Source organism: Vibrio sp. HB236076, from assembly GCF_040957575.1.
In the GTDB taxonomy this organism is placed as follows: Bacteria; Pseudomonadota; Gammaproteobacteria; order Enterobacterales; family Vibrionaceae; genus Vibrio.
This window is the reverse complement of sequence record NZ_CP162601.1, coordinates 1,743,284-1,769,907: the sequence shown is the minus strand read 5'-3', so window position 1 is coordinate 1,769,907 and position 26,624 is coordinate 1,743,284. Positions and strand designations below refer to the sequence as shown.

The window sequence follows — 26,624 nt, the reverse complement described above, 5'->3', positions numbered from 1 at the left end:
ATTTATCGTTTAGTTTAGGAGAAGCATAATGCCTCGCGTAAAACGTGGTGTACAAGCTCGTGCACGTCATAAGAAAGTTCTAAAACAAGCTAAAGGTTACTACGGTGCACGTTCACGTGTATATCGTGTAGCTTTCCAAGCAGTAACAAAAGCTGGTCAATACGCATACCGTGACCGTCGCAACAAGAAACGTCAATTCCGTCAACTTTGGATTGCACGTATCAATGCGGCATCTCGTCAAAACGGTCTATCTTACAGCCGTCTAATCAACGGTCTTAAGAAAGCGTCTATCGAAATCGATCGTAAGATCCTTGCCGATATCGCTGTATTTGACAAAGCTGCGTTCACTGTACTTGTTGAAAAAGCAAAAGCAGCACTTTAATTTTTAAAGTCAGCCTTATGAATTTAAAAGGAGAGCGCATGCTCTCCTTTTTTCGTTTCATACCCGTTGTCATTGTAGAGTGAGAGCATGAGTGAATAAGTATGATAATGGTTTAAGAGTGATCGCTGTCACTGAGGCGATGAAAGGGACGGTCGCCGCGTTTACTTGTTGGTTACTCCTTCATTTGGGCTATCAACAATTTCATCAGCAAATGAAAGTCATGATAGATGTCGTTCATTTGTTTTCTGCACGTGACATAACCGCTCTACTCAAAGCCCAAGTCGATAAAATTACCCCGAATAATTATCGCACTGTGATTTCTATTCTTGCCCTGTACGCCAGCATGCGATTTATTGAAGCCGGCGGGCTATGGTATTCAATGCGTTGGACCCAATGGTTTGCCATCGTCAGTGGTGCCATATACTTGCCCTTTGAAGTATTTGACTGGATAAAGCAACCGTCTTGGTGGATGACCTTGGTGATTGTTTTCAATAGCGCAGTCGTCATTTATGTGTATTTCACCACCCAACGACAAGCGAAAATGAGATTGGATGAAGAGCTTACTGGCCGTTATCGCTGATCTTTATACCCCGGTGCTCATTGCGTCATTACTGGTCGGGGTAGGTGCGATCGCCAATGCCCAACGCCCGCTGCTCATCGGCGTGTTGAAATCGCTATTGGTTTTATTGATTTGGGTCTATGGGTTAATGATTCTCGATACAGTACTAATGATTTGGCCGCGCTGGTCATTGGATTACAGCACTCATACTGCTTTGGCGTTGGCGCTGATTTGGGCCTTAGTGAAAGTGCGTAAAGCACATAAAAAATACTCAATTGCCAGTATGGTACTATATGGTCAAATCATGGTCGTGATGAACTACCACACGTGGCAAGACATTATTACTACCGCGTTGGCAATGACCGTTGCAATCCTTTTTGTTGAGTGGCGTTGGTTTTATCGCCGGTGCCAAATTCCATAAATCGCCAATGTGACTTTATGACCAATCCTGTGAGGTAAATTAGAACGGGCAGGACACCTTTTTGACCGTGATCACGATGTTGTAATGAGACACGCGTCACTAAGTTTAGGTGAACTTGCTGCTCCCTGAGAGCGAATTTCTCTTTTTGACGTCTCAACCTTGAACCCAATACGCTTTCATCGCTTCCTGACTTTGCCACACTTAAGCCAATTCACCACCAATGATGAGGCCGGTTATGGCAAATGCACTGACGCGTTGTACTGCTCTATTGTATGTTCTGCTCTTTGTTGTTACGGGCGCGAACAGTCAAACCGTGCGCAGCGATTTTGACCATGTCGACGAACAATGGACAGACCAAGAAGAGGCGTATCAACAACGACAAGATGACGCAGATAATGCCTTTTTTCACTGGTTGAACCATCAGCCTCCGGCTTATCAATTTGAGCTGACCATTACCTGTTGGTGTGATTATTCCGGACAGTATTTATTTGAGGTAGTAGACAACACGCCTTTGCCAACAGAAGACTATCCGTTGAAGGTACAAGCTCAGTGGGGGATTATTGAAGGGGTGTTCGACCGTATTCAAGAGGCAATGGATTGGCAATATCAGACCATTGAAGTCAGTTATCATCCACACTACTTCTACCCAACTCACCTCTATTTTTTTGATCAGCAATTTGATCAAATCACCTACCTGATTGCCAAGATCCGTTTGTTAAATACAGACTAGGCATTTAACCAACTTGGTGCTTTCGTGCACCAAGTTGGTGCTAAAAAGAAGGCGAAGAACTGACTTAATTAATTTCCTGACCATATGGTTAAGAAATACAAAGGGTTATTTACCGTGATCTTTTCTCATGAATTGGAACAGTTTGTGCTTATCTACCAATAAGTTATATAGGGAGATATTATGAAAGCTATCATTATTGGTGCCGGCATGGGTGGCATGTCTGCAGCAGCAGCGCTTAAACAGCAGGGCATTGAGTGTGAAATTTATGAAGCGGTGAAAGAAATTCGGCCGGTTGGCGCAGCGATTTCGGTGTGGTCAAATGGCGTAAAATGCATGCGTCACCTTGGTATGGGACACATCATGGATGAACTTGGTGGCCAAATGAACAGCATGGCGTATCGCTCAGGGTTAAACGCTGAAACCTTAACTGAGTTTAGTTTATTGCCGCTCATCGACCAAGTTCAAGAGCGCCATTATCCGGTAGCAAGGGCCGACTTACAGGCGTCGATGATCGATTGGTGGGGTAGAGACTTGGTGCAATTTGGCAAACGAGTCATTGATATCGAGCAAAAGGCACAATCGGTTGAAGTTACCTTCGACGATGGCAGCAGTGCCAATGGCGACTTTGTCATTGCGGCAGACGGTACTCATTCCGTGGTTCGTCCTTTTGTGCTGGGTCGACAAGTCGAACGCCGCTATGCCGGTTACGTCAATTGGAATGGCTTAGTTGAGCTAGATGAAAAGATTGCGCCAAAAGAGCAATGGACCACCTATGTCGCAGAGGGCAAACGCGTGTCCTTGATGCCTGTCGCCAATAATCGCTTTTATTTCTTTTTTGATGTGCCGTTACCCAAAGGCTTACCTCAAGATAGAAGTACGTTGAAAAAAGACTTAAATGAATACTTTGCCGATTGGTGTCAACCGGTTAAGCATTTAATCGACGCGTTGGATGCCGAGACTACCAACCGCGTTGAGATCCACGATATCGAACCGTTTGACACCTTGGTCAAAGGGCGAGTGGCGTTATTAGGTGATGCCGGGCACAGCACGACTCCTGATATTGGTCAAGGTGGCTGCGCGGCGATGGAAGATGCTGTGGCGCTCGGCCAAGCCTTTGCCGACAATGATTCAATTGAAGCGGCGCTGCAATCGTATCAAGCAGCTCGGGTTGAACGGGTAAAAGACCTCGTCTTAAAGGCGCGCAAACGCAGTCAGGTGACGCACGGTCAACCGATGGAAGACACCCTATCTTGGTATCAAGAGCTCGCGCAAGAAAGTGGCGAAAATATCATTGCCGGTTTGAAAAGTACCATTGTCTCTGGGCCATTGGGTTAATTAAGCTGGGCCTTATTGGGTTTCGGGGCGTAAAAATGCGGGTAAGAACGACGCCTTACCCGCATTGAGAGACGCTATGGTTTGGGCTGGTCATCAACAACGGACAGTTTGGCGCGAATAAACTGACTGTGATCAACATACAAGAGTTCGGCTGTCTTGCGGATCACGGCGTCTTCAAGCGGGTCGATATGCCCATCGGCATTGGCCACTTGCCACATACTTTCTATGACTTGATAACGTTGCTCGGCACTTAGCTCTCGTAACTGAGAGGTAAAATCAAACAGTGAAGCGGAATTGTCGACATGTTGGTTGGCTTGTACAAGCCAGTCGTCGACTTGCATTTCATCGGCACCGGTTAACTTTGTCAGCAAGGCTTTTTTGCTGAGTTGTTCTTGCTCACTGATGTCGTGATCAGCCCCAGCGACTTCGGTGAGTAGGCAGGCCATGGCTAACTCTGGCTGGGCTGCCGGAGCCGTGGGCTTGTCATCGAATAATGACTTCATTAACGAGGTTAAGGTACTGAGCATAACAAAGCTCCTTCATTACAAGATTTATCAAAGGGTATCACGTTCTACCTCGCTAGGTAAAAACTCAATCATCTCGCCAGACGATAATCGGATAGCGACCTTGGTTGGTCTGCCATCGCGATCGAATTTCACTTCACCAAGGGCACTGTGATTGACCAAGTGTTTGTCGGTTTGGTCGGTATGGCGCTTGTGAATTTGTAAACGCTTTCGCTTTGTCAACCAGTTCAGTGGAGAGTGAGGGCTGTAGAGGTATTTATCGGCCCATTCACAGACCGCTAATAAAGGGCGTGGAAAGGTGTTCTTGATGCCACTGCACGTAATTTGGTAGATGGTCGGTTTGGCTTTGCGAAAGCGCAATTTGATATCGTAGGCAAAAGAGTAGTGCACATCGCCAGAGAGAATGACGAAATTGGCTGGGGTTTGCGTATGAGTAAAAATGCTCAGTAAGGTGTTGGCACTGCCTGGGTGTGCCATCCAGTTTTCGGCATCAACGGCCAAGGGAAAACCAAGCCAAGTCACGGCTCTTTGTAACACTTCAATAAACTTAACCCCAAAGATGGGGGCCGCTGAGACCAAGATCACCGCTTTTTGGTCCACCAATTCTTGATGCATCTCGATAAGGGCTTCCCAGTCCATTAGGCCACTGGGTTTGTTCATTTTCGATTCTGAACGCCAACGCCGGGTACGCGTATCAAGAACCACCATCTTAGGTGTGCTATCGACGACATAATGCCAGGCTTCGAATTGTTCGACGGTTTTAATCGCCTCGAGGTGATGTTCTGGGCTCGAAGATTGGAAAAACTGGCACACACTGGTCTTAAAGTCGCTCGTAAACTGCTTGGGCGCATTTCCCCATCCTTGACAAAGCCAATAAGCCATCAAGCCATTATTGATAATTTGTCTGGCATCTGGGTGTTGATAAACGGCTTGTTCCCAACCAATGGTGAGATTCCAATCATCGGTAATGTCGTGATCATCGAAAATCATATAGCTAGGAACATGTGCCAGTAATGCCTGAATGTCACTGAGCCCCGCAATAAAGTCTTCGATATTACTGCGTTCGTGATGCCATTGTTTCAACGTCTCACCTGAAAGGGTTTTAGGTGGGTGTTGCCACGCGCTGGAAAATTGGTGCCACAAGTTAGGCGACCAGACCAACAAGTACATGGCAAAAAACTCACTAAAGGTCATTAGGTGGTTGGCACAGTTACCCGAGGTGAAAATGCTATCGCTCGACCAAGGCCACAAAACCTTCGAGCGAGTCACAGACTGTCGGGGCAGTAAAACGTCACGACCGTAATAGGTCTCTGGATGCTGGTACAACTGCTGACTGTTGGCGACCTTGAGATGACGAAAGTCTTCTTCGGGTAAGCCGAGTGCGTTAATCACGGCATGGATGGTTTGTAACGTTGGCCCTGCCACTTCATCGGCGTAGATCTGATCGCCGGTAAACATTAACACATCAGGCCGTTGTGTGGCGCAGACATCACGTTGCTGGCTAGCAAGATAGGCCAGGGCATCTTGGTTGTCGGTATGTGGGCAACGACATGATCCATGAATGACATGCTGAGCTCTTTCGGGGACGCGAAACTCAATCGCCCGTTGACCTTTAATCAATTCATCGTGTTGATAAAAAAGGTGAGGCAGCAGCGTGAATAAATCGCCTTCTTGAGTATTTAACTGGTAATACAAAGGCACATCGGTCGGCACCTCAAACTCAAAGTGAGCGAGGACGACCCAAGCCTGCTGGCCAATTTGGCATTGTTCAATATCTTGTAATGAGGCGCGATAAAGAGGCTGTTGATGACGGTCATAGACAATAAACTCGCCGCTTAAGGGTTCTCGGGTAACCAGCCAGAGAACCAGGCCCGTTTGGTCGCAGCGTCTGAGCAGGGGACCGGCAATGATTAAGGGCAGTGGACTGTACATAGGCCTCGTTTATTCTAATTGCTCCAACAAAGCCACAAATTCAGAGCTCGACATTTCGTGGCCACTTAACACTAAAGCCAGTAAAGCATGTTGCTTTTGTTGCATGCTACAGCGCTCGGTCAAAATTTGATAAATTCTTTCTTTTAACAGCTCGATCTCGTGTTCGACCAAACCTCGTCCTTCTTCATCGCCAGCGATGTCTTCGGGGGCATTATCAAAATGGAGGAATAAGAGTGAGCCGTCTTGTTCCACGTCAATCAATTGCTCAGGCAAATACACCTCGCCCGTCACGAGTTCATGGTGATTTTTAATCGATTCTTGAGCTAAAATTTTTTTTAATTCAGCGACTTTCACTTGTTTTCTTCATAGCGTTGGCCAGTCATCAGCGCTTGTCTACTCTGCGGCTCACAGCGGTAAAGTCTGATAAGTACAGCGAGTTAACGTGCTTTTAAGCCTAATTGGTTGAGGCAAAGATGAGCGTCATTGCCGTTTATTGGTATTGATAAACATTAGACTTACTCTGCCATAATTCCCAAGCCAAAGATAGCTGAAATCCACCGCTAATAACGGGATAAACCGTCGCCTATGTCATTGATTGCTCAGACGGTAAGCGATTATTGGCGTCAATTTGTCTCTAGCAATAGTCGAGACCGGTTTGCAAATTGTGGTATCATGGTCACAGTTATTTCTCTCACACACGATGGAATTGTTTTGTCAAAGAATCAAGACTCAACGCCCATGGCGACGACCAATGACGCCAATACTTTGTTTCATGCCCTCAATGATTGTTTGATCAAAGATCGCTTTCGCATCAAGCGCCGAATTCACGGTGCCAAAAAGATCGCCAATGCCGATTCGCGCCAAGCGGTATTTGACACCATAGCGCAAGATATCGCGGTATCGATGGCCAGTGTCGCCCTAAAAAAACAGCACACGCCAAGCATTGATTATCCAGAGTCGTTACCGGTTAGCCAAAAGCGCCATGAGATCATGGAGGCGATTGCAAAGCACCAAGTGGTGATTGTGGCAGGGGAAACCGGGTCGGGTAAAACTACTCAGTTGCCCAAAATGTGTTTAGAGCTCGGCCGAGGTCAGTTTGGTGTCATAGGCCATACTCAGCCACGCCGTTTGGCCGCTCGCTCAGTGGCCAACCGCATCGCGGAAGAAACCCAATCTCAACTCGGTGACAGCATTGGCTATAAAGTGCGTTTTAACGATCAGGTTAGCGAGCAAACACAAGTTAAGTTGATGACCGATGGGATTTTGCTGGCTGAAATTCAGCACGATCGCTATCTCAATCAATACGACACCATCATTATTGATGAAGCGCACGAACGCAGTTTAAACATTGACTTTATCCTCGGCTATTTAAAAGAGTTGTTGCCAAAGCGCCCCGATCTCAAAGTGATCATCACCTCGGCAACCATTGACCCAGAGCGCTTTTCAAAGCACTTCTCCAATGCGCCGATCATCGAAGTGTCAGGGCGAACTTTTCCGGTTGAAACCCGTTATCGCCCATTGGTGACCGATACTGATGAGCGGGATATCCACGAAGGGATTTACGCCGCCGTCGACGAATTGTGTGATGAGGGTTTGGGCGATATTTTGATCTTCTTATCCGGCGAACGAGACATTCGCGACGTTGCCGATGGGTTGAGCAAACGCAATTTAAAAGCGACCGAAATCGTGCCTTTGTACGCGAGATTATCCTCGAGTGAGCAAAATCGCATTTTCCAGCCACACAGTGGGCGTCGCATTGTACTGTCGACCAACGTCGCCGAAACCTCGTTGACCGTGCCTGGGATTAAATATGTCATCGACCCAGGTCTGGCGCGTATCAGTCGCTACAGTTATCGCACTAAAGTCCAGCGCTTGCCGATTGAAGCGATTTCCCAAGCCAGTGCCAACCAACGCAAGGGCCGCTGTGGTCGGGTAGAAGAAGGCATTTGTATCCGCCTCTATTCAGAAGAGGATTTTCTTTCGCGCCCTGAGTTTACCGACCCGGAAATTTTGCGCACTAATCTTGCCTCGGTGATTTTGCAAATGGCGGCACTGGGCCTTGGTGATATTCAGGCGTTCCCGTTTGTGGAAGCCCCCGATAAACGAAATATTCAAGACGGGATCCGCCTATTAGAAGAGCTTGGGGCTATCGAGGTATTACCCGGTAAAAAAACACAACCTAAGCTCACGGCGATGGGGCGTCAATTGGCGCGTTTGCCTATCGATCCTCGTTTGGCAAGAATGGTGATCGCCGCAGAGCAACAACAGTGTTTGCGCGAAGTGATGGTGATCGCGGCGGCTTTGTCGATCCAAGACCCACGTGAGCGACCCAGTGATAAACAACAAGCGTCCGATGAAAAACACCGCCGTTTTCAAGATGAAGATTCGGATTTCATCGCTTATCTCAATTTGTGGGATTACATCAGCGAGCAGCAAAAAGCGCTGAGTCACAATCAATTTCGCCGACTATGTCAGAAGGAATACCTTAACTTCTTACGCATTCGCGAGTGGCAAGATGTTTATATGCAACTGCATCAGGCGATGCGTGAGAACGGCGCCAAACTCAATGCTCAAGCGGCCGATTATCAAAGCGTTCACACTGCACTACTGGTTGGTTTGCTCAGTCACATCGGTTGTAAAGACAGTGAAAGTAACGACTATCAAGGGGCGAGAAATACCCGCTTTCACATTTTCCCCGCGTCGGCGCTGTTTAAAAAGCAGCCCAAGTGGATCATGACCGCTGAATTGGTCGAAACCTCGAAACTGTGGGGGCGTATCAGCGCCAAAATTCAGCCTGAATGGGTAGAGCCGTTGGCAAAACACCTCATTAAGCGCAGTTACAGTGAACCACATTGGTCGAAAAAGCGAGCGGCGGTGATGGCTTATGAGAAAGTCACTTTGTACGGCGTACCGATTGTGGCTAAACGTTTGGTCAATTACTCGGCCATCGATCCTGTTTTGTGTCGTGAGCTCTTTATTCGTTCGGCGCTTGTCGAAGGCGACTGGCATACCAAACACCGTTTTTTCAAATCCAACCAAGCGCTGTTGCAAGAAGTAGAAGAACTGGAGAAAAAGTCCCGTCGCCGCGATATTCTTATCGATGATGATGCCTTGTTTGATTTTTACGATCAGCGAGTTGGGGTCGATGTTGTCTCAGGCCGTCATTTTGATTCATGGTGGAAAAAAGCACAGCGCGACACGCCCGATCTGCTCGATTTCGAAAAAGAGATGTTGATTCAGGGAGACGCCAGTCACGTCACCGAATTGGATTATCCGAACTTTTGGTATCAAAATGGGCTTAAACTCAAACTCAGTTACCAATTTGAGCCCGGAGACGACAACGATGGCGTGACGGTGCACATCCCCTTGCCGATCCTCAATCAGGTTTCTGCCGAGGGCTTTGATTGGCAGATCCCTGGCCTTCGCCACGAGTTGGTGGTGGCGCTGATCAAGTCTTTGCCAAAAACGCTGCGCAAACACTTTGTGCCGGCGCCAAACTACGCCCAAGCCTTTTTGGCCAGAGTGACGCCGTTAGAAGCGCCGTTGCTCGATAGTTTGGAGAAAGAGTTGCGTCGAATCAGTGGCGTGACAATTCAGCGCGAAGATTGGCAATTGGCGCAACTGCCAGAGCATTTGACCATCACTTTTCGAGCCGTTGATCACCGGGGCAAGAAACTCAAAGAGCACACTGACTTATTTGCCCTCAAAGAAAGCCTGAAAGAACAAGTTCAGCAAACCTTGTCTAATGTGGCCGATGACGATATTGAACAACAAGGCCTACATCAGTGGACTTTTGGCGAGTTGCCAACGGTGTATCAACAAAAACGCGGCGGTTTTGAGGTCAAAGCTTTCCCTGCGCTGGTGGATAATAAAGACAGCGTCGAAATAAAATTGTTTGAGACCGAGCAAGAGCAACACACGGCAATGCAGGCAGGTCAGCGGCGTTTGATCTTGCTCAATGTGCCGTCACCGATCAAGTATTTACACGCCAATCTGCCGAACAAGTCCAAACTGGGTCTGTACTTTAACCCTTATGGTAAAGTCTTGGATCTGATCGATGACTGCATTGCTTGCGGGGTCGATAAACTGATCGAGCAACACGGCGGTTTAGTGTGGAAAGGCGAGCAATTTGAGAAGCTTAAAGAGACAGTACGCGCCGAGCTAGGCGATACGGTTGTCGACATTGCCAAGCAAGTCGAATCGATATTGACCACCGCATTTGCCATCAATAAACGCTTAAAAGGCAAGGTTGATTTTACCATGGCTTTTGCACTGTCCGACATTAAAGCGCAAGTGGAAGGCTTGATCTTTAAAGGCTTCGCGACCCAATGCGGTTGGCAAAAACTGCCGGATATCCAACGTTATTTACACGCTATTGAGCGTCGCTTAGAAAAATTGCCCATCGATCCTAATAAAGATCGTTTGCACATGCTCAAGATTGAATCCGTGACACAGAGTTATCAAGAGTTGCTCAATAAGATCCCGAAAGGGCAACCGGTGCCAGAGCCGGTTAAGGCGATTCGTTGGATGATTGAAGAGTTGCGAGTCAGCTTTTTTGCTCAGCAACTTGGGACGCCATATCCCGTCTCGGACAAGCGGGTTAAAAATGCGATCGAAAACGTGTAATTGAGTGAGAAGGCAGACAACATCAATATCTACGGCACAAGATTTGCTTACTTGCACGAGTAAGTTTTACGTTGGATTGATGACGACGTTAGGTGAAGGTTGTGCGCAAACAGGGCGATAAAAACGTTTTCTTTGTGGGCAACGCCTCGTTTTCGTGTAAAATCTTAATCATGCAAAAGGACAAAGCGGTAACGGTTTGCCGCTTTACAATAAATATAGAGAAGGGTGACAATGAAAAAAGCACTATTGGCCTTAGCCTTGCTAGGCGCATCATCGACGGCGATGGCAGATTCATTGGTTTTTGGTGGCGCAACATTAGGTGGCTCTGAATACAAGGGTAAGTCGAGTGAATCGTATTCCGTGTATGCCGGAACGGGATTGTTACCGATTTTAGGTATTGAAGCCGGTATCACACATATGGGTGAGTTTGATGTCGATGGCACTGAAACCACGCTAGATACCTACTACGCGGCACTGAGACCAAGTATTGATCTTGGCCCTTTACAATTGTACGCAAAAGGCGGTTTTCACAAATGGGAAGCCGACGTTGATGGCGGCAGTGACGACGATGGCTATGACATGATGTACGGCATCGGTGCTGAGTATTATATTTTTGGCCCGATTTCAGTCGGCGCAAGCTATACCAATTACACCGTAGATGATGAGAACGTCGATACTTATTCACTCAGTGCGATTTTCCACTTCCTATAAGCATTCTCTTCGTGGTATTTAAAAGCCAACTTTGCGTTGGCTTTTTTGATCAATTCAGCTCGGGTGAGTCGCTATTGAGTTAGATTGATATTAAATATTGAATCCGATTTGGATCAAATTATGAACCTTACCGAATACCTCTTATTATTAATATCTAAACCTCTTCACCATTTTTATTAAGTCCGCTTCTTTCTATTTCGTCAAGAATACGTCGTTATGTCAATAAAACATTATTATGTTGAACGTATCGAGTCCGTTATTAAATTAAATACTTTTACCTAAAGTATTGCTTTTATTATCGTGATATAAGTCACAAAAAATAATGTATTTGTATTGTGAATGTTAATTTCATACTTTTATTTTAAGTAATTGAAAATGAATGATAGTTAGTTTGTTTGTCTCTCATACTTTTACTATAAGTTAATGATTTATAATCCCTTTGATTAATCAATTCCAATATTGGAGCGAGATTGAAAATATAACTTAGCGATATATCTTATATTTGATAATTCAAAAATGGATGTTGGCTATGTTCAAAAAAAATATCATTACCTTAGCGATAGGGGTCTCTGCCAGTAGTTTATTAGTGGGATGTGGTAGTGACAGCGACAGTGATTCAAGCAGTGCAAGCACTTCGACGTATTCAGTGAAAGCGATTGATGGCTATTTAGTCGATGCGCAAGTTTGGTTAGACGTCAATGGCGATTACCAGCTCAGCGAGGGTGAGCCGATGGCGATGAGTGAGGCCGGTGGTGTCGCCAATCTCGATGTCAGCTCGGTCACCGATTATCTGTCTTATCCGATCTTGGTCAAAGCGATTGCCGGGCAGACCACTGATGAAAGTGAAGGGGAGATCAGCCAAGGGTTTGTTATGTCCGCGCCGCCGGGGGAAGACAGCGTGACACCGCTGTCAACGCTCGTGCACATGACGATGGAGAAAACCGACAGCAGCTCGATGACAGACGAAGAAATCGAGCAGCTCAAAGCCAGTGCGATCAGCCAGGTCGCTGCGCAATTGGGCTTAGACAGTGATGAGGTACTTGGTGACTTTATTGAAAATCAAGTAGACAGCGCCGCGTATGTGGCAGTGAACTTGGTGACTGCTGGGGTTTTGCCAGAAGATGAGGCGGAGCGTGAAACCGCGGCTGATGACGACGATTTTAATAATCAACTGGATGCGGCGAGAACCGCGATTAAACAACAAGTCGAGGCTGCCGGCGAGCAAGGGTTTGCGGATCTCGACAATGTGTTTAGCGACAGCGATGACTTTGAGACTGACAGCGATGCCGATGGTGTGGTCGATGTCCTAGATAAATTCCCAGATGATGCCACCGAATGGTCTGATCTCGATGGGGATGGCACCGGGGATAATAGCGATACCGATATTGATGGCGACGGGGTGGAAAACGACCAAGATGCCTTCCCGCTCAACCCGGTTGAAACCATCGATACCGATGACGATGGATTGGGCAACAACGCCGATAGCGACGATGATGGTGATGGCATTGCCGATGAGCAAGATGGCGATCCATTAGATCCCACTAACCCCTCCTTAGAAGAAGAGGAAGAAGAGGAAGTCACCGACCGCGATCAAGATGGCTATAACGATGATGTCGATGACTTCCCCGATGATGAGACTGAGTGGCTCGACAGCGATTTAGATGGTGTGGGCGATAATGCTGATGCGTTCCCCGAAGATGGCTCTGAAACACTGGATACCGACTCGGATCAGATCGGCAATAACAGAGATGACGATGACGACGGTGATGGCTTACTTGACAGCGTCGACCCAGAGCCATTGGCAGAAGACAACAGTAACAGCTCCGACACCGCAATTGCCGCCGCTTGGCTGTTCAGCCAATCACAAGCGTATATTGTCTACGATGATGAAGACGACAGTGATCAAGAGGTGCTGGTGGTTGAACCGGCTTCAATTAACGGAACTGACATGACCATCGAGGGCTATCAAACCTTAATTGATACTGGGGTATTGTCGTCTCTGCAATCTTATGAAAGCAATGATATTATTTTAAGTGCTAATGGCTGGGTCTTAGCGTCAGTGTTCCCGGAAATTCGCTATCAAGATGGTGAAGTGGTGGCCAATAATGTCGATGCGCCACTGCAAACGTACCGCTTAAATGGTCAGCTGATCGCTTTAGACGGTCAAAACATCAAAGACACCGTCGAGTGGGCATACCATTTTGATGATGAGTTAACTTTTAGTGAGGGTAGTTATGTCTTTAATGGCCTTTTTGTTGCGGATAAAGATACGTATTATCTCGATGACAATCCTGCATATGTTTTTGCCGGTGATGGCGGACAATCCGATGGCGAAGTCGAAACATTAGCGCAAGTGATCAGCAGTGTCAGTGCCGGCGATGGCGCTTCACCGGGTGAGTTAGTCGGCGTGGTGCTTGATTATTCGTTGATGGTTGAGTTGGTTGAAGGTGGCATAGCCAACTACTTCACGCTCGATTACACCAACAATGAATCAAGCATATTGGCGTCAGGTACTTGGCAGCAGCAGACGATTTCGGGTGAGGACTTGATCACCGCCCCAATCCCAGATCAGGTGGTTGAAAGCTATCCCGACCGATTTGATTTAGCCAATAATATCATTGTGTTATCTGAATACAATGGCAAAGTCCATGAGGGCACTGTCGATACGGCAGGTGAAAGCAACGATAGTGTACCGATTTACAATGAAAGCGCCTATCTACAAATAATCAATAATGCGACCACTGCGGTGGTGACACTATGTGATTTAGGAGAAGATGTCGAAGCGCCTACCTTAGACGACTTTAACGAAGCCGTGGCCTTGTGTGGCGGTGCCGAGTCTTTACCAGACGCTGATGATCTCGATGGAGAAACCTTCATGCGAGTGAGAGGCGATGGTGAAACCCGTCATTACACCTTTAATGATATGACCTTAGATGTGGCTAAAAATGGCAGCTACTCCTACAGTTTAGATTGGACGATAGAAGGCGATTACTTCAAATTCACCAATGCCGATCAATCTGAAGTCTGGTATTGGGCTTTGCTCAATGAGGACGGGGATCGTTTCTCGTTTAAGTTTTATGAAGAATACGATGACACCAGTGAAATTTGGTCGGCCATCATGACCTCAGATGATAACCCGGTGTGTCGCTTCGATGAGCAATATGACGTGTCGCAAAGCGTGTTTACCCAAGCCATTGAAGCTTATGATGCATGCAGTGGCGATGAAGTGAGCTTGTCTGATGAGGATCTCGACGGCGTGCGTTTAGTGCGAACGAACAGTGACGGCGAAATTCGCTCCTTTGAGTTTGATAGCAGCACCATGACCGCGCACTATTACCGCAATGGGGTCGATAGAGGCGAACAAAATTGGTACATCGAAGACGAGCGCTATATTGTCACTACCGCGTTAGACGATAGCTTAGACGTGTATAATATCATGGCTTTGCTCAGTGATAATGATGACTCACTCATTATCGCCAACTATACCCCAGAAGACAGTGAAATCTGGGTGGACACTTATTATGACCTGGCGGATGTCGAGCTTGACGATTGTACGATAAGCAATACGGAGTTTGATGACGAGAATAACGTGCCATTAACGACGGTAACGTTTGACACTTTCTTAACCACGGTAAGCGAGTGTCAGCAAGAGGGCAATGATATTGACGCCTTCTTTAGTGACGATTACTTTAATGATGATTCGCGTAATTTGATGCTCAGTGATGAGTATGACACCTTTGTCTTTCGCGCCGACGGCAGTGGCTTCTTGATTGTCGATGAGGAAAGTATTGACATGACTTGGCAGTTAGATGAAACCAATCACGTCATTGAGCTTAATTTTGTCTATACCTATCAAGGCGAAGAGTATGACGTGATGGACAGTATGGCTCTGGTGGACACCGATGGCCAATCCATCTCGGTCAAAGTCTTGTCACAAACCGATCTGCCTGGTTGGCCTGGCGTAGACAGCGAGGAAGGGGATCTATGGTCAGCGGTATTTGACGTCAGTTACCATTTTGATGAGTAGGGAAAACCTGTCCCCATAAACTCAATCAGTAACCTCAATGGCTTTGGTGGAATGTAATGTCTGCCAAAGCCATTCTTATTTCTAAGTTGACGTTTTTTTGCTGATACCATAGCGCTGGCATTTGGTGCTGCAGTCCTAAAGAGATGAGCGTTTGCCACTCAGCGGCACTGATAAGGCGATAGTCCAATAAATGCAATAAGACTCTTTGCATCCGAGAAAAGCTCAAGTTTCCATCTTTTTCGTGTTTTTTCAGCTCGCCAATAATGGCCTTGAAGGGCACGAGTGCAATCATGGTGACGCTGTCACTTTTTAGCGCGTTATCTGAACGCCTAAGTCTGGCTTTGGCGCTGGTGAGGCAAGGTTTACCCTTGTTGGTGACATAGCCATGTCGATAACAAAAGAGCGGCCACAAAAATCGCTCGATTTGATGCCAGCGCTGCGCCTGGATTTCTAACCAGATGTGTTGTAATTCAAGTGCATGGTCAATATCGCATTGAACGGCATGGCTCGTTTGATGATGGCGACTCGAGGACGAATTAATGGTCATTAACAGGTTTCAAGGCATGTTGTGATGGCGATGTGTTCGATGTTAACACGCACGTAAGCGAAGATGAAAGAGGACAAGATAGGGAGAAAGCCAGTTTACCCGTGTAAAAAGCGAGAAAGCGCGCAGCAATACCAAGCCCATACTTGCTCACGGGCTGGGCTTTGATAAACTTGGCCAATCATTTTTATTCCAACACGCTTATGACTCAGTATATTCTTTCTTTTCCTCCTATGTTGCTCGGTGCGCAGTTATTGCTGACCTTAATTTTAATCAAGGGCGATTTGTGTCCCGGTCAACGCGGCCGATTACACAAAGTGCTGTTATACCTTGCTGTTCTATGGGTTTTACCGGCACTGACGATGTCTTATTATATGTTTCTGATCAGTGCAATTGTGTTGCTCTTTTGCTCTCAAGTGAAAATGAAAAAGACCCGTGATGAGGGACCAATGTGGCTTATGCATGGCGCGAATGTGGTGGCAACGGCATTGGTGTTGTGGCAAATGTGGCTGCACGGTCAAGGGGGGATGGCCGGCCTTTGGTTGGTGCAGCTGTTCTTACTAGGGGCGGCACTGACGCATGTATTGCTAGTGACCGCTCGCAGTCGATTACAAGCTTTTCATCAATTGTTGCCCTTAGTCGGTATCATCAGCGGCATGGGGCTTGCCCTGGTGGTGTTATTATTGGCATACCAGTTGGATACACCGTCATTAAATCAGCTCACGCAGCGCATTTTAGTGGCGTTATCTTTGTTAGTAACCGCGGTAATTATATGGGCGTGGCACTTATTTAAAAAGTCGACAGTCGATAAAATTCAACTCTGGGTGGCCTTGCTGTGTTTAATCGCTTGCAGTGGACAATTGGTGTACCTGTTGCCTTAATTGGCAAGACCGCCATGCAATTTTAGATGGTTTAAACCGTCTCAGGGTATTGCCTTGTGGCGGTTTTTTACTCTATATTGGAAGAGTGCAATATAAAAATGTCTCCTTATTTGGGGGATAGTAATGTTGAAATGAGTCGTGCTAGTGGCCGGTTTGTTATACTCATAACACAAGGGCACTGGTAACGCAGTAGGAGGTAGACATGGATTTAACCAACTTAACTCATATCGATAGTCATATTTTACTCGGTATTATTAATGAAAAGCTGCGCCATGAATGTCAGAGCATTGACGACTTGGTGATGACCTACGAAGTGAATGAAGTGCATTTGAGTGTGCAACTATCTCAAATTGGCTATCATTATGATCCTCTCACCAATCAATTCAAGCCAAGAAACGAATAGTATCAGTCAGGTTTTGTGATACTGGCCTGAACCTCATCCATCAGCGATATTGTAAGTGCTTCGTTCGGGTTATACCCAGGGCCAACCAAGGGGGATAACCCGATAGCAAGTGCGGTAAAGTTTGCCACAGGCAAGGGTCGTGGACACTGTCTATTCATATTAAGCCATCTTAATACCGTCGAGGTGTTGCTGGCTTTGTTGTTTGGAGGTGTGAAAGAACGCCTGCAAGTAGTGTTTGTCTTTTTCTGCGCTGCGCGTTGCGGCAAACAAGCGTCGCCACAACCCCGCCCCCAGCGGCTTACTGACGATAAGGCCTTGGCGAGAAAATTCGCTGATGGCCCAATTGGGTAAAGCGGCCACACCAAGGCCTGCAGAAACCATTTGTACTAGCATGAGTGTATTCTCGGCCTGTTTCCATTTAAACGGCTCGATACCCGCTGGGGCTAAAAAGTGTTTGACCACGTCCAAGCGCTGTTTTTGCACCGGGTAACTCAACAGGGTTTGGTCGAGAAAATCCTCAGGTTGAATACGGCTTTTACTGGCTAAAGGGTGGTTGTTGGCGACAATTAATCGCATTTCAAAATCAAACAAGGGTTCGTAATGGACTTCGGAGCGAGGCTGAATATCGGAGGTGATCACCAAATCTAAATCACCACTGAGTAACGCAGGTAAAGGCTCAAAGCCAAACCCTGAAGAAAAATCTAAACTGACGCTGGGCCATACAACTTGGTAAGCTTTTAAAGCTGGCATAAGCCACTGAAAGCAAGAGTGGCACTCAATGGCCATGTGTAAGCGGCCGTGATCGTCTTGTTTGGAGGCGGCCAGTTCGTGTTCGACTCGAGTTAATCGGGGTAATATATCATCCGCGGCTTTGAGTAAGATGTCGCCTTCCGTGGTGAACTTGACTGGGCGAGTCTTGCGCAAAAACAAAGGGCTACCAATTTTGGCCTCAAGATCTTTGATCTGATGAGATAAGGCCGATTGAGTCAGGTGAAGCGCAGTGGCGGTGGCCGTTAATGAGCCGGTTTCTCGTAAGGACACTAAGGTTTTGAGATGCTTCAATTCGATCATTGATGCCTCTTTATGGATGAAGCTTATCGTATGGGTATAAGCTACGCTTTTTCTATGTCCCTGTAAACATCTAGACGGCTAAAAGGCCGTTTATTTCTTCTTATTGTATGAAATGAATTCATGGTTAATGTGAAAAAATGGCGTTGGTTATTTGTATCAATTCATTTTATTTTTAGGCGCATAGAAGTTTAAATGGCTTGAGAGAGACAGGGCTCATGTTTGGCTATCCGAGAATCGGTGAAAAGCGTCAACTTAAATACGCCTTAGTACCATACTGGCACCGTAGTCTTGAGCAAGAAGGGCTGTTGTCAGTCGGGGAGAAATTCGCGACCAATGAAGGCCACCGGATGATGACATCAAAAGAGTAGGCAACCAAAGAGTCGTGTAGAAAAACGCATTACAGCAATGGACTCGTAACCGGTGGTACGAGTCCATTGGGATCAGCTTTCGCTTGTATTACAGGTTTGGTCGGTAACTTTTTTGTCGATCAGCAACTGTCCGCGGGCATTGCGAATTTTTATCTCGTAAACTAACCCTTCTTCAAGGTTGGCAACAATTTCTTTATTACTGCAAAACGAATCCACACTGCGGTCGAGAACTTGATTAACCGGCTCGGCATTTTTGCCATCCGTATTATAGATCATCATCAGTCTCACCACATTGTCATGAGGTAGTACACGCATGATCTTTAACGGTCCACGTTCAACGGGCAACCCGGCGGATAATGCCTCGGCGCGATTCGATGCCATTTGTTTTAACTTGCGACGTTGTTCGTCTTCATGTGAGGCACAACTGGCGAGAAAAAGAGGCACGAGAAGAAAAGTGAGCAATTTTTTCATGGTATCAAAATACTTTTTTAAAGGGTTTGACGATGACGGATTGGTAAACACCTGCCTCAACGTAAGGATCGCTGTCTGCCCATTGCTGTGCTTGAGCTAAGGTGTCGAATTCAGCGATCACCGTTGACCCAGTAAAGCCCGCTTGGCCTGGGTCTTCACTGTCTATCGCAGGCATAGGGCCGGCAACTAACAAGCGTCCTTCCTGTTGTAATAACGAGAGACGTTCCAGGTGAGCGGGGCGGGCTGCAAGGCGCTTTTCTAATGACTGCTCAACATCTTGAGCGTAAATGACATACCACATGTCCGTATCCTTATTCAAAGTAGTCAAGCAGTTATGACCACACAATCGATAACAAGTTTCCTAACTGGCAGTGTATAACAATAACGGACACGAGAGAAAGGGTAAGCTTGACCTATTTTGCAATCACGCGAGGTTTACCATCGCTATCGACGGCCACATAGTTAAACGTCGCTTCACAAACTTGAAAGCGTTGTCCTACGCCATCACTTTTGACCGGTTTCACCCAGACTTCCAAGTTAATCGACATCGATGTGCGACCAATTTTGGTACATTCACCATAACAACACACCACATCGCCGACCTTAACCGGTTTTTTAAAGGTAATACTCGATACCGATACCGTCACAATTCGGCCTTGCGAAATCTCTTTGGCCAAAATGCCCCCGGCAAGATCGAGTTGCGACATAATCCAGCCACCAAAAATATCGCCATTGGCGTTGGTGTCTGCGGGCATCGCTAAGGTGCGAAGTAATAGTTGTCCTTTCGGTGTTGTCATGGCGTTCTCATTGTTTGGGCAAAATGAAAGATAAAAAAACAGCGGCATTAGCCGCTGATGATGATGCTGTCATTATAACAAATTGAACTTATTCGTCATCCTTACCGGGCTGAAGTTTTTGTTTTTGCTCTGCTGGCATGGATTTGTAGATGTACACACCAGTTAGCGCTGTCCACAACAAGGTCGCCACCAATAAACCAAAGACTTTAAAGTTGACCCAAACATCGAGTGGCAGATAAAACGCGACGTAGAGATTTAACAAGGCACAGGCAATGAAAAACAGTGACCAAGCCCAAGTGATCTTGCCCCATACACGGTCGCTCAGTTGGATCTCTTTGCCGAGCATGCTTTTGATCGCCGAGCGGCCGATGAAGTGACTGATCAATAAACCCGCGGCAAAGATAAAGTAGACAATGGTGACTTTCCACTTGATGAAGTTGTCATCGTGTAAAAAGATAGTCATACCACCAAAGAGTGCCACCATGATAAAGGTGATCACTTGCATTTTTTCCACTTTTTTATAGAGAAAGTAGGTCAACACTATCTGCACTGCAGAGGCAACAATTAAAGCACCGGTCGCAATGTAGATATCGTAGGTTTTAAAAAGAACGAAGAAGATAATTAAAGGAATAAAGTCAAGTAACTGTTTCATGTTGTCTTTCCGTGTAATAGATAAGTCCAGTCTAGCGAAAAAAGCGCTGGGTGGAAATTCTACTGAGATATTTTGCGACAAAAAAAAGCCCTTTGCAGGGCTTAATATTGTCATGGCTTAAGACGCTTGAGAAGAAGAGGTTGATGACGAGTCTTTTTCTACCATGGCATCGACAATCACGGCACAAGCAGCATCACCAGTGATGTTTAGTGCCGTGCGTATCATGTCGAAAATGCGGTCAAGGGCAAACAGCAAAGGCAAACCTTCAATCGGAATCCCTGCCGCCAATAACACGGCTACGACTAAAAATGAAGGTCCGGGAACGCCGGCTTGGCCAACCGCGCCGAGTGTCGAGGTTAAAATGATAGCAATGTAAGCGCCAAGCCCGAGGTCGACGTGAAACAATTGCGCAAAGAAGACCGCGACTAACCCGTAATAAATCGCATTACCTGACATGTTGATGGTGGCACCGAGTGGTAACACAAAAGCAGAGGTCGACGATTTGACCTTGAGCTCTTGTTGGCAGGTGTCCAAGTTGACTGGCAAGGTCGCCATGGATGAGGCGGTAGATAGCGCCAAGGCTTGAGGTTTTTTCATCGCCGAAATAAATTGCTTGGCACTGATGTTACTCAAGCTCTGTACCATGAGTGGATAGACCACAAATGCAAAAATAGCGATGGCCGCCACGTAGACTAAAAAGAGGTTAAAGACAACCGTTAAGGCACTAAATCCAAAGGTGCCCACGGCATTGGCCATCAAACCAAAGACCCCAATCGGTGCGAGCAACATGACTTTGTTCATCATCCAAACCAGGACATCGACTAAGGTGTTGACCACATCGAGGATCGGTTGGCGCTTGTCTTTTTTCTGCTTAGTAAGAGCAATGCCAAAAAAGAGACAAAAGACCAAAATTTGCAGTATGTTGCCTTGGGTTAACGAGTCAAAAATATTGGTAGGGATCATCCCTGTTACCGTATCCCAAAAACCGGCAATATCGCCTTTGTTGGCGTACTGATCAGAAAAGACACTGGAAATAGACGAAACATTAATCCCTTGACCGGGTTTAAACCACTGTCCCAACAGTAAAGCCAATGCGACAGCAAGGGCTGAGGTGAGGGCAAAATAGCCCAAAGTGAGAATGCCAACTTTGCCCGCTGATTGACTGTCTCCCAGCCCAGAAGCGCCGGAAATGAGTGCGACCACCACCAAGGGAATCACCAACATTTTGATCAAATTGATGAAAATATTACCCAAGGGCGCAAAAAGTTGTGCGTCTTTACCAAGAGTGAGTCCGACGAGTGTGCCAACAATCATAGCAATGACCACTTGTAGGCCAATGTTGGTCAGCCAGTGTTTTTTTTCTGTCACAGTTTTAACCTTTTTGTCTAATCGCGGTCCTGATTGGCTCGGCGTGCCAGATCAGGTAAAAATAGTGGCTAATCTTTTACAGGGTTCGTCGACAAAGCTCAAGGTTAATTGGCATATTTATCTAAATAAGCAGCAAAAGAAAGCGATTTACTGGAGGTTTTAAGCAGATGGCTGGAGAGATTCACTATTTAAAGTGTTTTTGTAGGCCGGTGAAACGTCAATGGTGCTCATTGATATTGGCAATACCCATGGGCAGAACCCATGGGCAGACGCTATCGCAATGACAAGCACTAAATTGCTCAGCGTTAATACTGTGTTGCAGCCTTCATACGGCCAATGAAATCACCTAAGGTGTTAAGTAGAGCCGATTTATCGTTTTGGTGTTGCTCGATGATCTTAACCACGGCTGAGCCTGAAATCGCGCCCGCCGCGCCCGCGGCAATGGCTTCACTGACTTGCGATGGCTCCGAAATACCAAAGCCGAGCAGCGCGGGGGGCGCTTGCAAGCGGTTGAGCTTATCGATTTGATCGCCGACCGGCATGTTGGCTTTGGTTTCCGTACCGGTCACCCCTGCGCGCGATAACAAGTAGGTATAGCCCTGTCCGAGAGTAGCCACTTGTTGCAAGGTTTCATCGCTGGCGGTTGGCGGCGCAATAAAGATGGGTTTGATGCCGTGATGGTTGGCCGCAGCGACAAACTCGTCGCTGGAACCTGTAGGCACATCCGCGACCAGAACCGAATCCACGCCGACCTCGGCACAACGCTGATAAAAGTGATCGACGCCTTTGGCATAGACGAGGTTAGCATAGACCAGTAAGCCAATCGGGGTATCGGGAAACTCGCTGCGCACTTTGGCAAGCAGTTCAAAGCACTGGCTGATCGTCGCGCCAGATTGCAACGCACGTAAGTTGGCACCTTGAATCGTTGGCCCATCCGCAAGAGGGTCGGAAAACGGCAAGCCCAACTCAAGGGCATCGGCACCGGATTGAACTAGGGTGCGAATGATGTCAAGTGACAATTCAATCGAAGGATCGCCAATGGTGACGAACGGCACAAACGCCCCTTGTTTTTGTTGTTGTAAGCGTTCAAAACAAGCTTGATAGCGATCCATTACAGCGCTCCTTTTTCTTCGAGAATTTGGTGAACGGAGAAAATGTCTTTGTCGCCGCGACCTGAGAGATTGACGACCAACAGCTGTTCTTTTTCTGGGTTCGATTTAGCCATTTTTATCGCGTGTGCTAGGGCGTGAGAAGACTCAAGGGCGGGAATGATGCCTTCGTGTCTTGCCAGAGCTTGAAACGCATCGAGCGCTTCGTCATCGGTGATGTTGACGTACTCAGCGCGGCCAGTCGCGTTTAGGTGCGCGTGTTGCGGGCCGACGGAGGGGAAATCAAGTCCGGCAGAAATCGAGTACGACTCTTCAATCTGTCCTTCGTCGGTTTGCATTAAGGGAGACTTCATCCCAAAGTAAATACCGGTTTTGCCGTGTTTGAGTGGTGCACCGTGTTGATCGGTATCAATACCTTTACCACCGGGTTCTACGCCAATCAGAGCCACTTGTTCTTCTTCGATGAAGTCGGCAAACATACCAATCGCGTTGGAACCACCGCCGACACAGGCAATGACAGCATCGGGTAAGCGCCCTTCGCGTGCGAGGATTTGGTTTTTGGTTTCTTCACCAATCATGCGTTGAAAATCACGTACGATCGTGGGGAAGGGATGTGGGCCCGCGGCAGTACCGAGCAGGTAATGGGTGGTTTCATAACTGGCCGACCAATCGCGTAGCGCTTCATTACAGGCGTCTTTTAGCGTCGATGAGCCTGAGTGAACCGGGATCACTTCTGCACCCATTAAGCGCATGCGAAATACGTTTGGACTTTGGCGTTCAACGTCTTTGGCGCCCATGTAAACGCGACATTTCAATCCAAGTAGCGCGCAAGCTAACGCGGTGGCAACGCCGTGTTGGCCTGCGCCGGTTTCGGCAATAATTTCGTGTTTGCCCATACGTTTGGCTAACAAGGCTTGACCGAGCACTTGGTTGGTTTTGTGTGCGCCGCCGTGCAGCAAATCTTCTCGTTTGAGGTAGAGCTTGGTCTTGGTGCCTTTGGTTAGGTTACGCGTTAGGGTCAGCGCGGTTGGACGCCCGGCGTATTCTTGTAATAACGTCATGAATTCACTACGAAACTCAGGATCCTCTTGCGCATCAATAAACGCTTGTTCTAATTGATCCAGTGCAGGGACGAGTAACTGTGGAACAAATTGGCCACCAAACTCGCCGAAAAATGCATCTAATTTTGCCATTATGGCTCCCTATTTCTGTTTGTTTCTGTTCGCAATGGGGCCAAGTTGTTGCAGCACTCCCATTGCGATAAAAGGTGTTCGACTCCAAAAGAGCCAAGGATCAATACTGTCTGATAAGCTCAAATACCCGTCTGACTTTTTGCTCGTCTTTGACACCGGCACTGTGCTCGACCCCCGAATTAAAATCCAAACCCAAAACGCCGAGCTCTAGCGCCTCGCGGACATTATCTGGGCCTAATCCGCCAGCGAGCATGACGCGCTCTGGGTGCTCGAGCAGTGACCAGTCAAACGCGTGTCCGGTCCCGCCACTTTGATGGCCGACTTTACTGTCGAGTAAGTGGCGATCAATGGGGCCATTGAGCAATTCTGGCAGTGCAGTTTGCACACCATAGGCTTTCCAAATCTCAATGTCGTCATTGAGCTCTTGGCGCAGCAAAGCAATGTCTGACTCTGATTCTTCACCGTGTAACTGTACGGCAAAAAAACCGAGTTGATTCGCGGTATCGGCAACTTTGACAATGGGTTGGTTTTGAAACACCCCAACAAAGCGCAGTGGGGCGGCCGTGCAAATCGCTTTGGCATCATCATAACTGACACAGCGCGAAGAGCCGCTGGCAAAAATCAAACCGCCAAACACCGCGCCGGCTTGATAGACGCGCTGCGCATCTTGCACTGAGGTTAAGCCACAGACTTTGTGGGCACCGTAAATCACTTGTCGTACGGCCAACTCGAGGTTTTGCTCTGCCATCAGTGAGCTGCCTATCAAGAAACCATCGGCAAAAGTACACAGTTCTCGGACTTGCTGGTGAGTGTAAATGCCCGACTCAGAGATCACGATAGCCTGTGGTGCTTTGGCACGAATTTGCGGCGCCAGAGTTTTAGTACGCTCGAGATCGGTACTGAGATCGCGCAAGTTGCGATTATTAATACCAATGACTTTGGCCCCAAGTGCAACGGCGCGTTCAAGCTCTTCTTCGTCGCTGACTTCGGTGAGCACGCCCATGTTCAACTGGTGGGCGAGATCGGCTAACTGTTGGTATTGCTCATCATCAAGCACCGACAGCATCAATAAAATCGCATCGGCCTGGTAGTGACGCGCAAGCCAGACTTGATACTCGTCGAGCATGAAGTCTTTACACAGTACCGGTTGGCTAACTTGGCGACGCACTTGATTGATGTAGTCAAATTGGCCTTGAAAGTATTTCTCATCGGTTAACACCGAAATGGCATTGGCGTGATGGTGATAAACCTTGGCAATGGCATCGAGATCAAAATTTTCGCGGATCAACCCTTTTGACGGCGAGGCTTTTTTGCATTCGAGAATGAACACGCTATTACTGTGAGTTAAGGCTTGATAAAAATCACGATCACTTGGTTGTACTTGGCTTTGGAACTCGCTTAATGGTTGCGATACTTTACGCGCCGCGACCCATTGCTTTTTATCGTTAACGATCTTCACCAGCACTTGCGCCATTTGACTTTCTTGCAGTGAAACGTGTTGAGACAGTTGAGTCATTATTTTTCTCCTCGTTGCGCCAGTTGCTGCACTAAAGGGAAGGCCTCACCACGCGTCATGACATCGATGGCTTTTTGAGTATTGGCTTTGAGATCTTCATGGCCAAATAAACGCATTAACAGCGCCACGTTCACCGCAACCGCCGCCACTTGGCCTTCTGTGCCTTTGCCGGTCAGGATATTTTCAATGATCAGGCGGTTTTCATAAGGCTCACCACCTTTGATTGCCTCAAGCGGGTATTGCTCAACACCAAAATCAGCTGGGGTGAGTGTGTAGTATTCAAGTTGCCCGTCTTTGATTTCGGCGACTTTGGTTTCACCGTGAATTGCCACTTCATCTAGGCCGCTACCGTGAACAACGGCGGCGCGCTTAAAGTTCATTTTTTGCAAGGTTTCCGCGATCGGAGCGATCAAGCTTTCACTGTAAACGCCCATCAGTTGAATATTGGGTTTTGCTGGATTAATCAAAGGGCCTAAGATGTTGAACAAGGTGCGAGTTTTGAGTGTTTGGCGCACCGGTACCGCATGGCGAAAGCCTTGGTGATAGGCCGGGGCAAACAAAAACGCGACGCCTAGGTCATCGATAGCTTGGCGCGACTCCTCAGCGGGCATGTGCAGATCAATGCCGAAGGCTTCGAGTAAATCCGAGGAGCCAGAACGACTCGAGACGCTGCGGTTGCCGTGTTTGGCGACTTTTAGACCACAAGCCGCCGCAACAAACGCCGCGGTGGTGGAAATGTTGATGGTGTGATGGCCATCACCACCAGTCCCGACGATATCGGCAAAGTCATAATCAGGACGGGGAAACGGCTTGGCATTGGCCAGTAGCGCTTTAGCCGCGCCGCTGATTTCATCTGGCGTTTCGGTTTTGATCTTTAAAGCGGTCAACGCAGAAGACATCAAAATTGGCTCCATTTCGCCTTGAATAATCTTGGCGAACAGCGCTTGGCTTTCAGCTTGAGTTAAATCTTGTTGTAAGTAGAGTTTTTCGATTAAATCTCTCAT

The 26,624-nt window shown here is 47.3% G+C and carries 25 protein-coding genes; 11 read left to right on the top strand and 14 right to left on the bottom strand.

What is annotated here, in order from left to right; all coding sequences use genetic code 11:
• Window positions 1-28: 28 nt before the first annotated feature.
• The 5 genes from rplT (at window position 29) to hpxO (ending at window position 3,427) form a co-directional block, all read left to right on the top strand.
• Complete coding sequence (rplT, locus tag AB0763_RS07775; protein ID WP_073584179.1) at window positions 29-382, top strand: 50S ribosomal protein L20; 354 nt, start codon at window positions 29-31, stop codon at window positions 380-382.
• Window positions 383-473: 91 nt separating this feature from the next.
• Window positions 474-962: a DUF2127 domain-containing protein gene (locus tag AB0763_RS07770; RefSeq protein WP_306100183.1), complete on the top strand. Its 489-nt coding sequence runs from the start codon at window positions 474-476 to the stop codon at window positions 960-962.
• The gene (locus AB0763_RS07765) at window positions 934-1,362 is read left to right on the top strand and encodes a hypothetical protein (RefSeq protein ID WP_306100182.1); all 429 of its coding nucleotides are present in this window, start codon (window positions 934-936) and stop codon (window positions 1,360-1,362) included. The genes AB0763_RS07770 and AB0763_RS07765 overlap by 29 nt, the downstream gene beginning before the upstream one ends.
• Before the next feature lie 235 nt (window positions 1,363-1,597).
• Window positions 1,598-2,092, top strand: a complete 495-nt coding sequence (locus AB0763_RS07760; protein ID WP_306100181.1) for a DUF6174 domain-containing protein — start codon at window positions 1,598-1,600, stop codon at window positions 2,090-2,092.
• Window positions 2,093-2,272: 180 nt separating this feature from the next.
• The gene (hpxO, locus tag AB0763_RS07755) at window positions 2,273-3,427 is read left to right on the top strand and encodes an FAD-dependent urate hydroxylase HpxO (RefSeq protein ID WP_306100180.1); all 1,155 of its coding nucleotides are present in this window, start codon (window positions 2,273-2,275) and stop codon (window positions 3,425-3,427) included.
• A gap of 74 nt (window positions 3,428-3,501) precedes the next feature.
• Here hpxO and AB0763_RS07750 read toward each other — a convergent pair whose 3' ends face one another.
• The 3 genes from AB0763_RS07750 to AB0763_RS07740 are packed head-to-tail and all read right to left on the bottom strand — an operon-like array spanning window position 3,502 to window position 6,237.
• On the bottom strand, window positions 3,502-3,954 hold the full coding sequence (locus AB0763_RS07750; protein WP_306100179.1) for a TerB family tellurite resistance protein: 453 nt from the start codon (window positions 3,952-3,954) through the stop codon (window positions 3,502-3,504).
• Window positions 3,955-3,981: 27 nt separating this feature from the next.
• On the bottom strand, window positions 3,982-5,883 hold the full coding sequence (locus tag AB0763_RS07745) for an alkaline phosphatase D family protein (protein WP_306100178.1): 1,902 nt from the start codon (window positions 5,881-5,883) through the stop codon (window positions 3,982-3,984).
• Window positions 5,884-5,892: 9 nt separating this feature from the next.
• Window positions 5,893-6,237, bottom strand: a complete 345-nt coding sequence (locus tag AB0763_RS07740; RefSeq protein ID WP_306100177.1) for a hypothetical protein — start codon at window positions 6,235-6,237, stop codon at window positions 5,893-5,895.
• A gap of 384 nt (window positions 6,238-6,621) precedes the next feature.
• Here AB0763_RS07740 and hrpA point away from each other — a divergent pair, with 384 nt between their 5' ends.
• From hrpA to AB0763_RS07725, 3 genes are all read left to right on the top strand, one after another.
• On the top strand, window positions 6,622-10,509 hold the full coding sequence (gene hrpA, locus AB0763_RS07735; protein WP_306100510.1) for an ATP-dependent RNA helicase HrpA: 3,888 nt from the start codon (window positions 6,622-6,624) through the stop codon (window positions 10,507-10,509).
• A 231-nt stretch (window positions 10,510-10,740) separates the two neighbouring features.
• On the top strand, window positions 10,741-11,220 hold the full coding sequence (locus AB0763_RS07730; protein ID WP_306100176.1) for an outer membrane beta-barrel protein: 480 nt from the start codon (window positions 10,741-10,743) through the stop codon (window positions 11,218-11,220).
• A gap of 529 nt (window positions 11,221-11,749) precedes the next feature.
• A complete protein-coding gene (locus AB0763_RS07725; RefSeq protein ID WP_306100175.1) occupies window positions 11,750-15,247 on the top strand; it encodes a hypothetical protein in 3,498 nt (1,165 codons plus the stop codon).
• A 34-nt stretch (window positions 15,248-15,281) separates the two neighbouring features.
• Here AB0763_RS07725 and AB0763_RS07720 read toward each other — a convergent pair whose 3' ends face one another.
• On the bottom strand, window positions 15,282-15,794 hold the full coding sequence (locus tag AB0763_RS07720; RefSeq protein ID WP_306100174.1) for a hypothetical protein: 513 nt from the start codon (window positions 15,792-15,794) through the stop codon (window positions 15,282-15,284).
• Window positions 15,795-15,994: 200 nt separating this feature from the next.
• On the opposite strand from AB0763_RS07720, the gene AB0763_RS07715 reads away from it, so the two are divergent.
• Window positions 15,995-16,672 carry a hypothetical protein gene (locus AB0763_RS07715; RefSeq protein WP_306100173.1) on the top strand — a complete coding sequence of 226 codons (678 nt, stop codon included), beginning with the start codon at window positions 15,995-15,997 and terminating at the stop codon, window positions 16,670-16,672.
• A 202-nt stretch (window positions 16,673-16,874) separates the two neighbouring features.
• A complete protein-coding gene (locus AB0763_RS07710; protein ID WP_306100172.1) occupies window positions 16,875-17,075 on the top strand; it encodes a DUF4250 domain-containing protein in 201 nt (66 codons plus the stop codon).
• Window positions 17,076-17,234: 159 nt separating this feature from the next.
• Here the strand turns inward: AB0763_RS07710 and AB0763_RS07705 are convergent, their stop codons facing one another.
• Entirely contained in the window at window positions 17,235-18,146 is a 912-nt protein-coding gene (locus tag AB0763_RS07705; protein ID WP_306100171.1) for a LysR substrate-binding domain-containing protein, read from the bottom strand.
• 215 nt (window positions 18,147-18,361) lie between these two features.
• On the opposite strand from AB0763_RS07705, the gene AB0763_RS07700 reads away from it, so the two are divergent.
• Window positions 18,362-18,514: a hypothetical protein gene (locus AB0763_RS07700; RefSeq protein WP_306100170.1), complete on the top strand. Its 153-nt coding sequence runs from the start codon at window positions 18,362-18,364 to the stop codon at window positions 18,512-18,514.
• A 72-nt stretch (window positions 18,515-18,586) separates the two neighbouring features.
• On the opposite strand, the gene AB0763_RS07695 is transcribed toward AB0763_RS07700, so the two are convergent.
• The 9 genes from AB0763_RS07695 to trpD form a co-directional block, all read right to left on the bottom strand.
• The gene (locus AB0763_RS07695) at window positions 18,587-18,985 is read right to left on the bottom strand and encodes a GspS/AspS pilotin family protein (protein ID WP_306100169.1); all 399 of its coding nucleotides are present in this window, start codon (window positions 18,983-18,985) and stop codon (window positions 18,587-18,589) included.
• A 4-nt stretch (window positions 18,986-18,989) separates the two neighbouring features.
• Window positions 18,990-19,286 (bottom strand): YciI family protein, encoded by a 297-nt coding sequence (locus AB0763_RS07690; RefSeq protein WP_306100168.1) that lies wholly within the window; start codon window positions 19,284-19,286, stop codon window positions 18,990-18,992.
• 112 nt (window positions 19,287-19,398) lie between these two features.
• A complete protein-coding gene (gene yciA / locus AB0763_RS07685) occupies window positions 19,399-19,782 on the bottom strand; it encodes an acyl-CoA thioester hydrolase YciA (RefSeq protein ID WP_306100167.1) in 384 nt (127 codons plus the stop codon).
• A gap of 88 nt (window positions 19,783-19,870) precedes the next feature.
• Entirely contained in the window at window positions 19,871-20,434 is a 564-nt protein-coding gene (locus AB0763_RS07680; RefSeq protein WP_306100166.1) for a septation protein A, read from the bottom strand.
• Window positions 20,435-20,551: 117 nt separating this feature from the next.
• Window positions 20,552-21,802, bottom strand: coding sequence for a dicarboxylate/amino acid:cation symporter (locus AB0763_RS07675; RefSeq protein ID WP_306100165.1), 1,251 nt, complete (start codon window positions 21,800-21,802; stop codon window positions 20,552-20,554).
• A 305-nt stretch (window positions 21,803-22,107) separates the two neighbouring features.
• The gene (trpA, locus tag AB0763_RS07670) at window positions 22,108-22,914 is read right to left on the bottom strand and encodes a tryptophan synthase subunit alpha (RefSeq protein WP_306100164.1); all 807 of its coding nucleotides are present in this window, start codon (window positions 22,912-22,914) and stop codon (window positions 22,108-22,110) included.
• On the bottom strand, window positions 22,914-24,104 hold the full coding sequence (trpB, locus tag AB0763_RS07665) for a tryptophan synthase subunit beta (protein WP_306100163.1): 1,191 nt from the start codon (window positions 24,102-24,104) through the stop codon (window positions 22,914-22,916). The genes trpA and trpB overlap by 1 nt, the downstream gene beginning before the upstream one ends.
• Window positions 24,105-24,204: 100 nt before the next feature.
• A complete protein-coding gene (gene trpCF / locus AB0763_RS07660) occupies window positions 24,205-25,620 on the bottom strand; it encodes a bifunctional indole-3-glycerol-phosphate synthase TrpC/phosphoribosylanthranilate isomerase TrpF (RefSeq protein ID WP_306100162.1) in 1,416 nt (471 codons plus the stop codon).
• Entirely contained in the window at window positions 25,620-26,624 is a 1,005-nt protein-coding gene (trpD, locus tag AB0763_RS07655) for an anthranilate phosphoribosyltransferase (RefSeq protein ID WP_306100161.1), read from the bottom strand. The genes trpCF and trpD overlap by 1 nt, the downstream gene beginning before the upstream one ends.

Bases quoted from the DNA above. Each gene is read 5' to 3' on its own strand.
- trpCF (WP_306100162.1), bottom strand. From the start codon at position 25,620: ATGACTCAACTGTCTCAACACGTTTCACTGCAAGAAAGTCAAATGGCG.
- AB0763_RS07695 (WP_306100169.1), bottom strand. From the start codon at position 18,985: ATGAAAAAATTGCTCACTTTTCTTCTCGTGCCTCTTTTTCTCGCCAGT.
- AB0763_RS07730 (WP_306100176.1), top strand. From the start codon at position 10,741: ATGAAAAAAGCACTATTGGCCTTAGCCTTGCTAGGCGCATCATCGACG.
- AB0763_RS07720 (WP_306100174.1), bottom strand. From the start codon at position 15,794: ATGACCATTAATTCGTCCTCGAGTCGCCATCATCAAACGAGCCATGCC.
- rplT (WP_073584179.1), top strand. From the start codon at position 29: ATGCCTCGCGTAAAACGTGGTGTACAAGCTCGTGCACGTCATAAGAAA.
- AB0763_RS07765 (WP_306100182.1), top strand. From the start codon at position 934: ATGAAGAGCTTACTGGCCGTTATCGCTGATCTTTATACCCCGGTGCTC.
- AB0763_RS07745 (WP_306100178.1), bottom strand. From the start codon at position 5,883: ATGTACAGTCCACTGCCCTTAATCATTGCCGGTCCCCTGCTCAGACGC.
- AB0763_RS07710 (WP_306100172.1), top strand. From the start codon at position 16,875: ATGGATTTAACCAACTTAACTCATATCGATAGTCATATTTTACTCGGT.
- yciA (WP_306100167.1), bottom strand. From the start codon at position 19,782: ATGACAACACCGAAAGGACAACTATTACTTCGCACCTTAGCGATGCCC.
- trpA (WP_306100164.1), bottom strand. From the start codon at position 22,914: ATGGATCGCTATCAAGCTTGTTTTGAACGCTTACAACAACAAAAACAA.
- AB0763_RS07680 (WP_306100166.1), bottom strand. From the start codon at position 20,434: ATGAAACAGTTACTTGACTTTATTCCTTTAATTATCTTCTTCGTTCTT.
- trpB (WP_306100163.1), bottom strand. From the start codon at position 24,104: ATGGCAAAATTAGATGCATTTTTCGGCGAGTTTGGTGGCCAATTTGTT.
- hpxO (WP_306100180.1), top strand. From the start codon at position 2,273: ATGAAAGCTATCATTATTGGTGCCGGCATGGGTGGCATGTCTGCAGCA.
- AB0763_RS07760 (WP_306100181.1), top strand. From the start codon at position 1,598: ATGGCAAATGCACTGACGCGTTGTACTGCTCTATTGTATGTTCTGCTC.
- AB0763_RS07725 (WP_306100175.1), top strand. From the start codon at position 11,750: ATGTTCAAAAAAAATATCATTACCTTAGCGATAGGGGTCTCTGCCAGT.
- AB0763_RS07750 (WP_306100179.1), bottom strand. From the start codon at position 3,954: ATGCTCAGTACCTTAACCTCGTTAATGAAGTCATTATTCGATGACAAG.
- AB0763_RS07690 (WP_306100168.1), bottom strand. From the start codon at position 19,286: ATGTGGTATGTCATTTACGCTCAAGATGTTGAGCAGTCATTAGAAAAG.
- trpD (WP_306100161.1), bottom strand. From the start codon at position 26,624: ATGAGAGATTTAATCGAAAAACTCTACTTACAACAAGATTTAACTCAA.
- AB0763_RS07705 (WP_306100171.1), bottom strand. From the start codon at position 18,146: ATGATCGAATTGAAGCATCTCAAAACCTTAGTGTCCTTACGAGAAACC.
- AB0763_RS07715 (WP_306100173.1), top strand. From the start codon at position 15,995: ATGACTCAGTATATTCTTTCTTTTCCTCCTATGTTGCTCGGTGCGCAG.
- AB0763_RS07700 (WP_306100170.1), top strand. From the start codon at position 18,362: ATGTTTGGCTATCCGAGAATCGGTGAAAAGCGTCAACTTAAATACGCC.
- hrpA (WP_306100510.1), top strand. From the start codon at position 6,622: ATGGCGACGACCAATGACGCCAATACTTTGTTTCATGCCCTCAATGAT.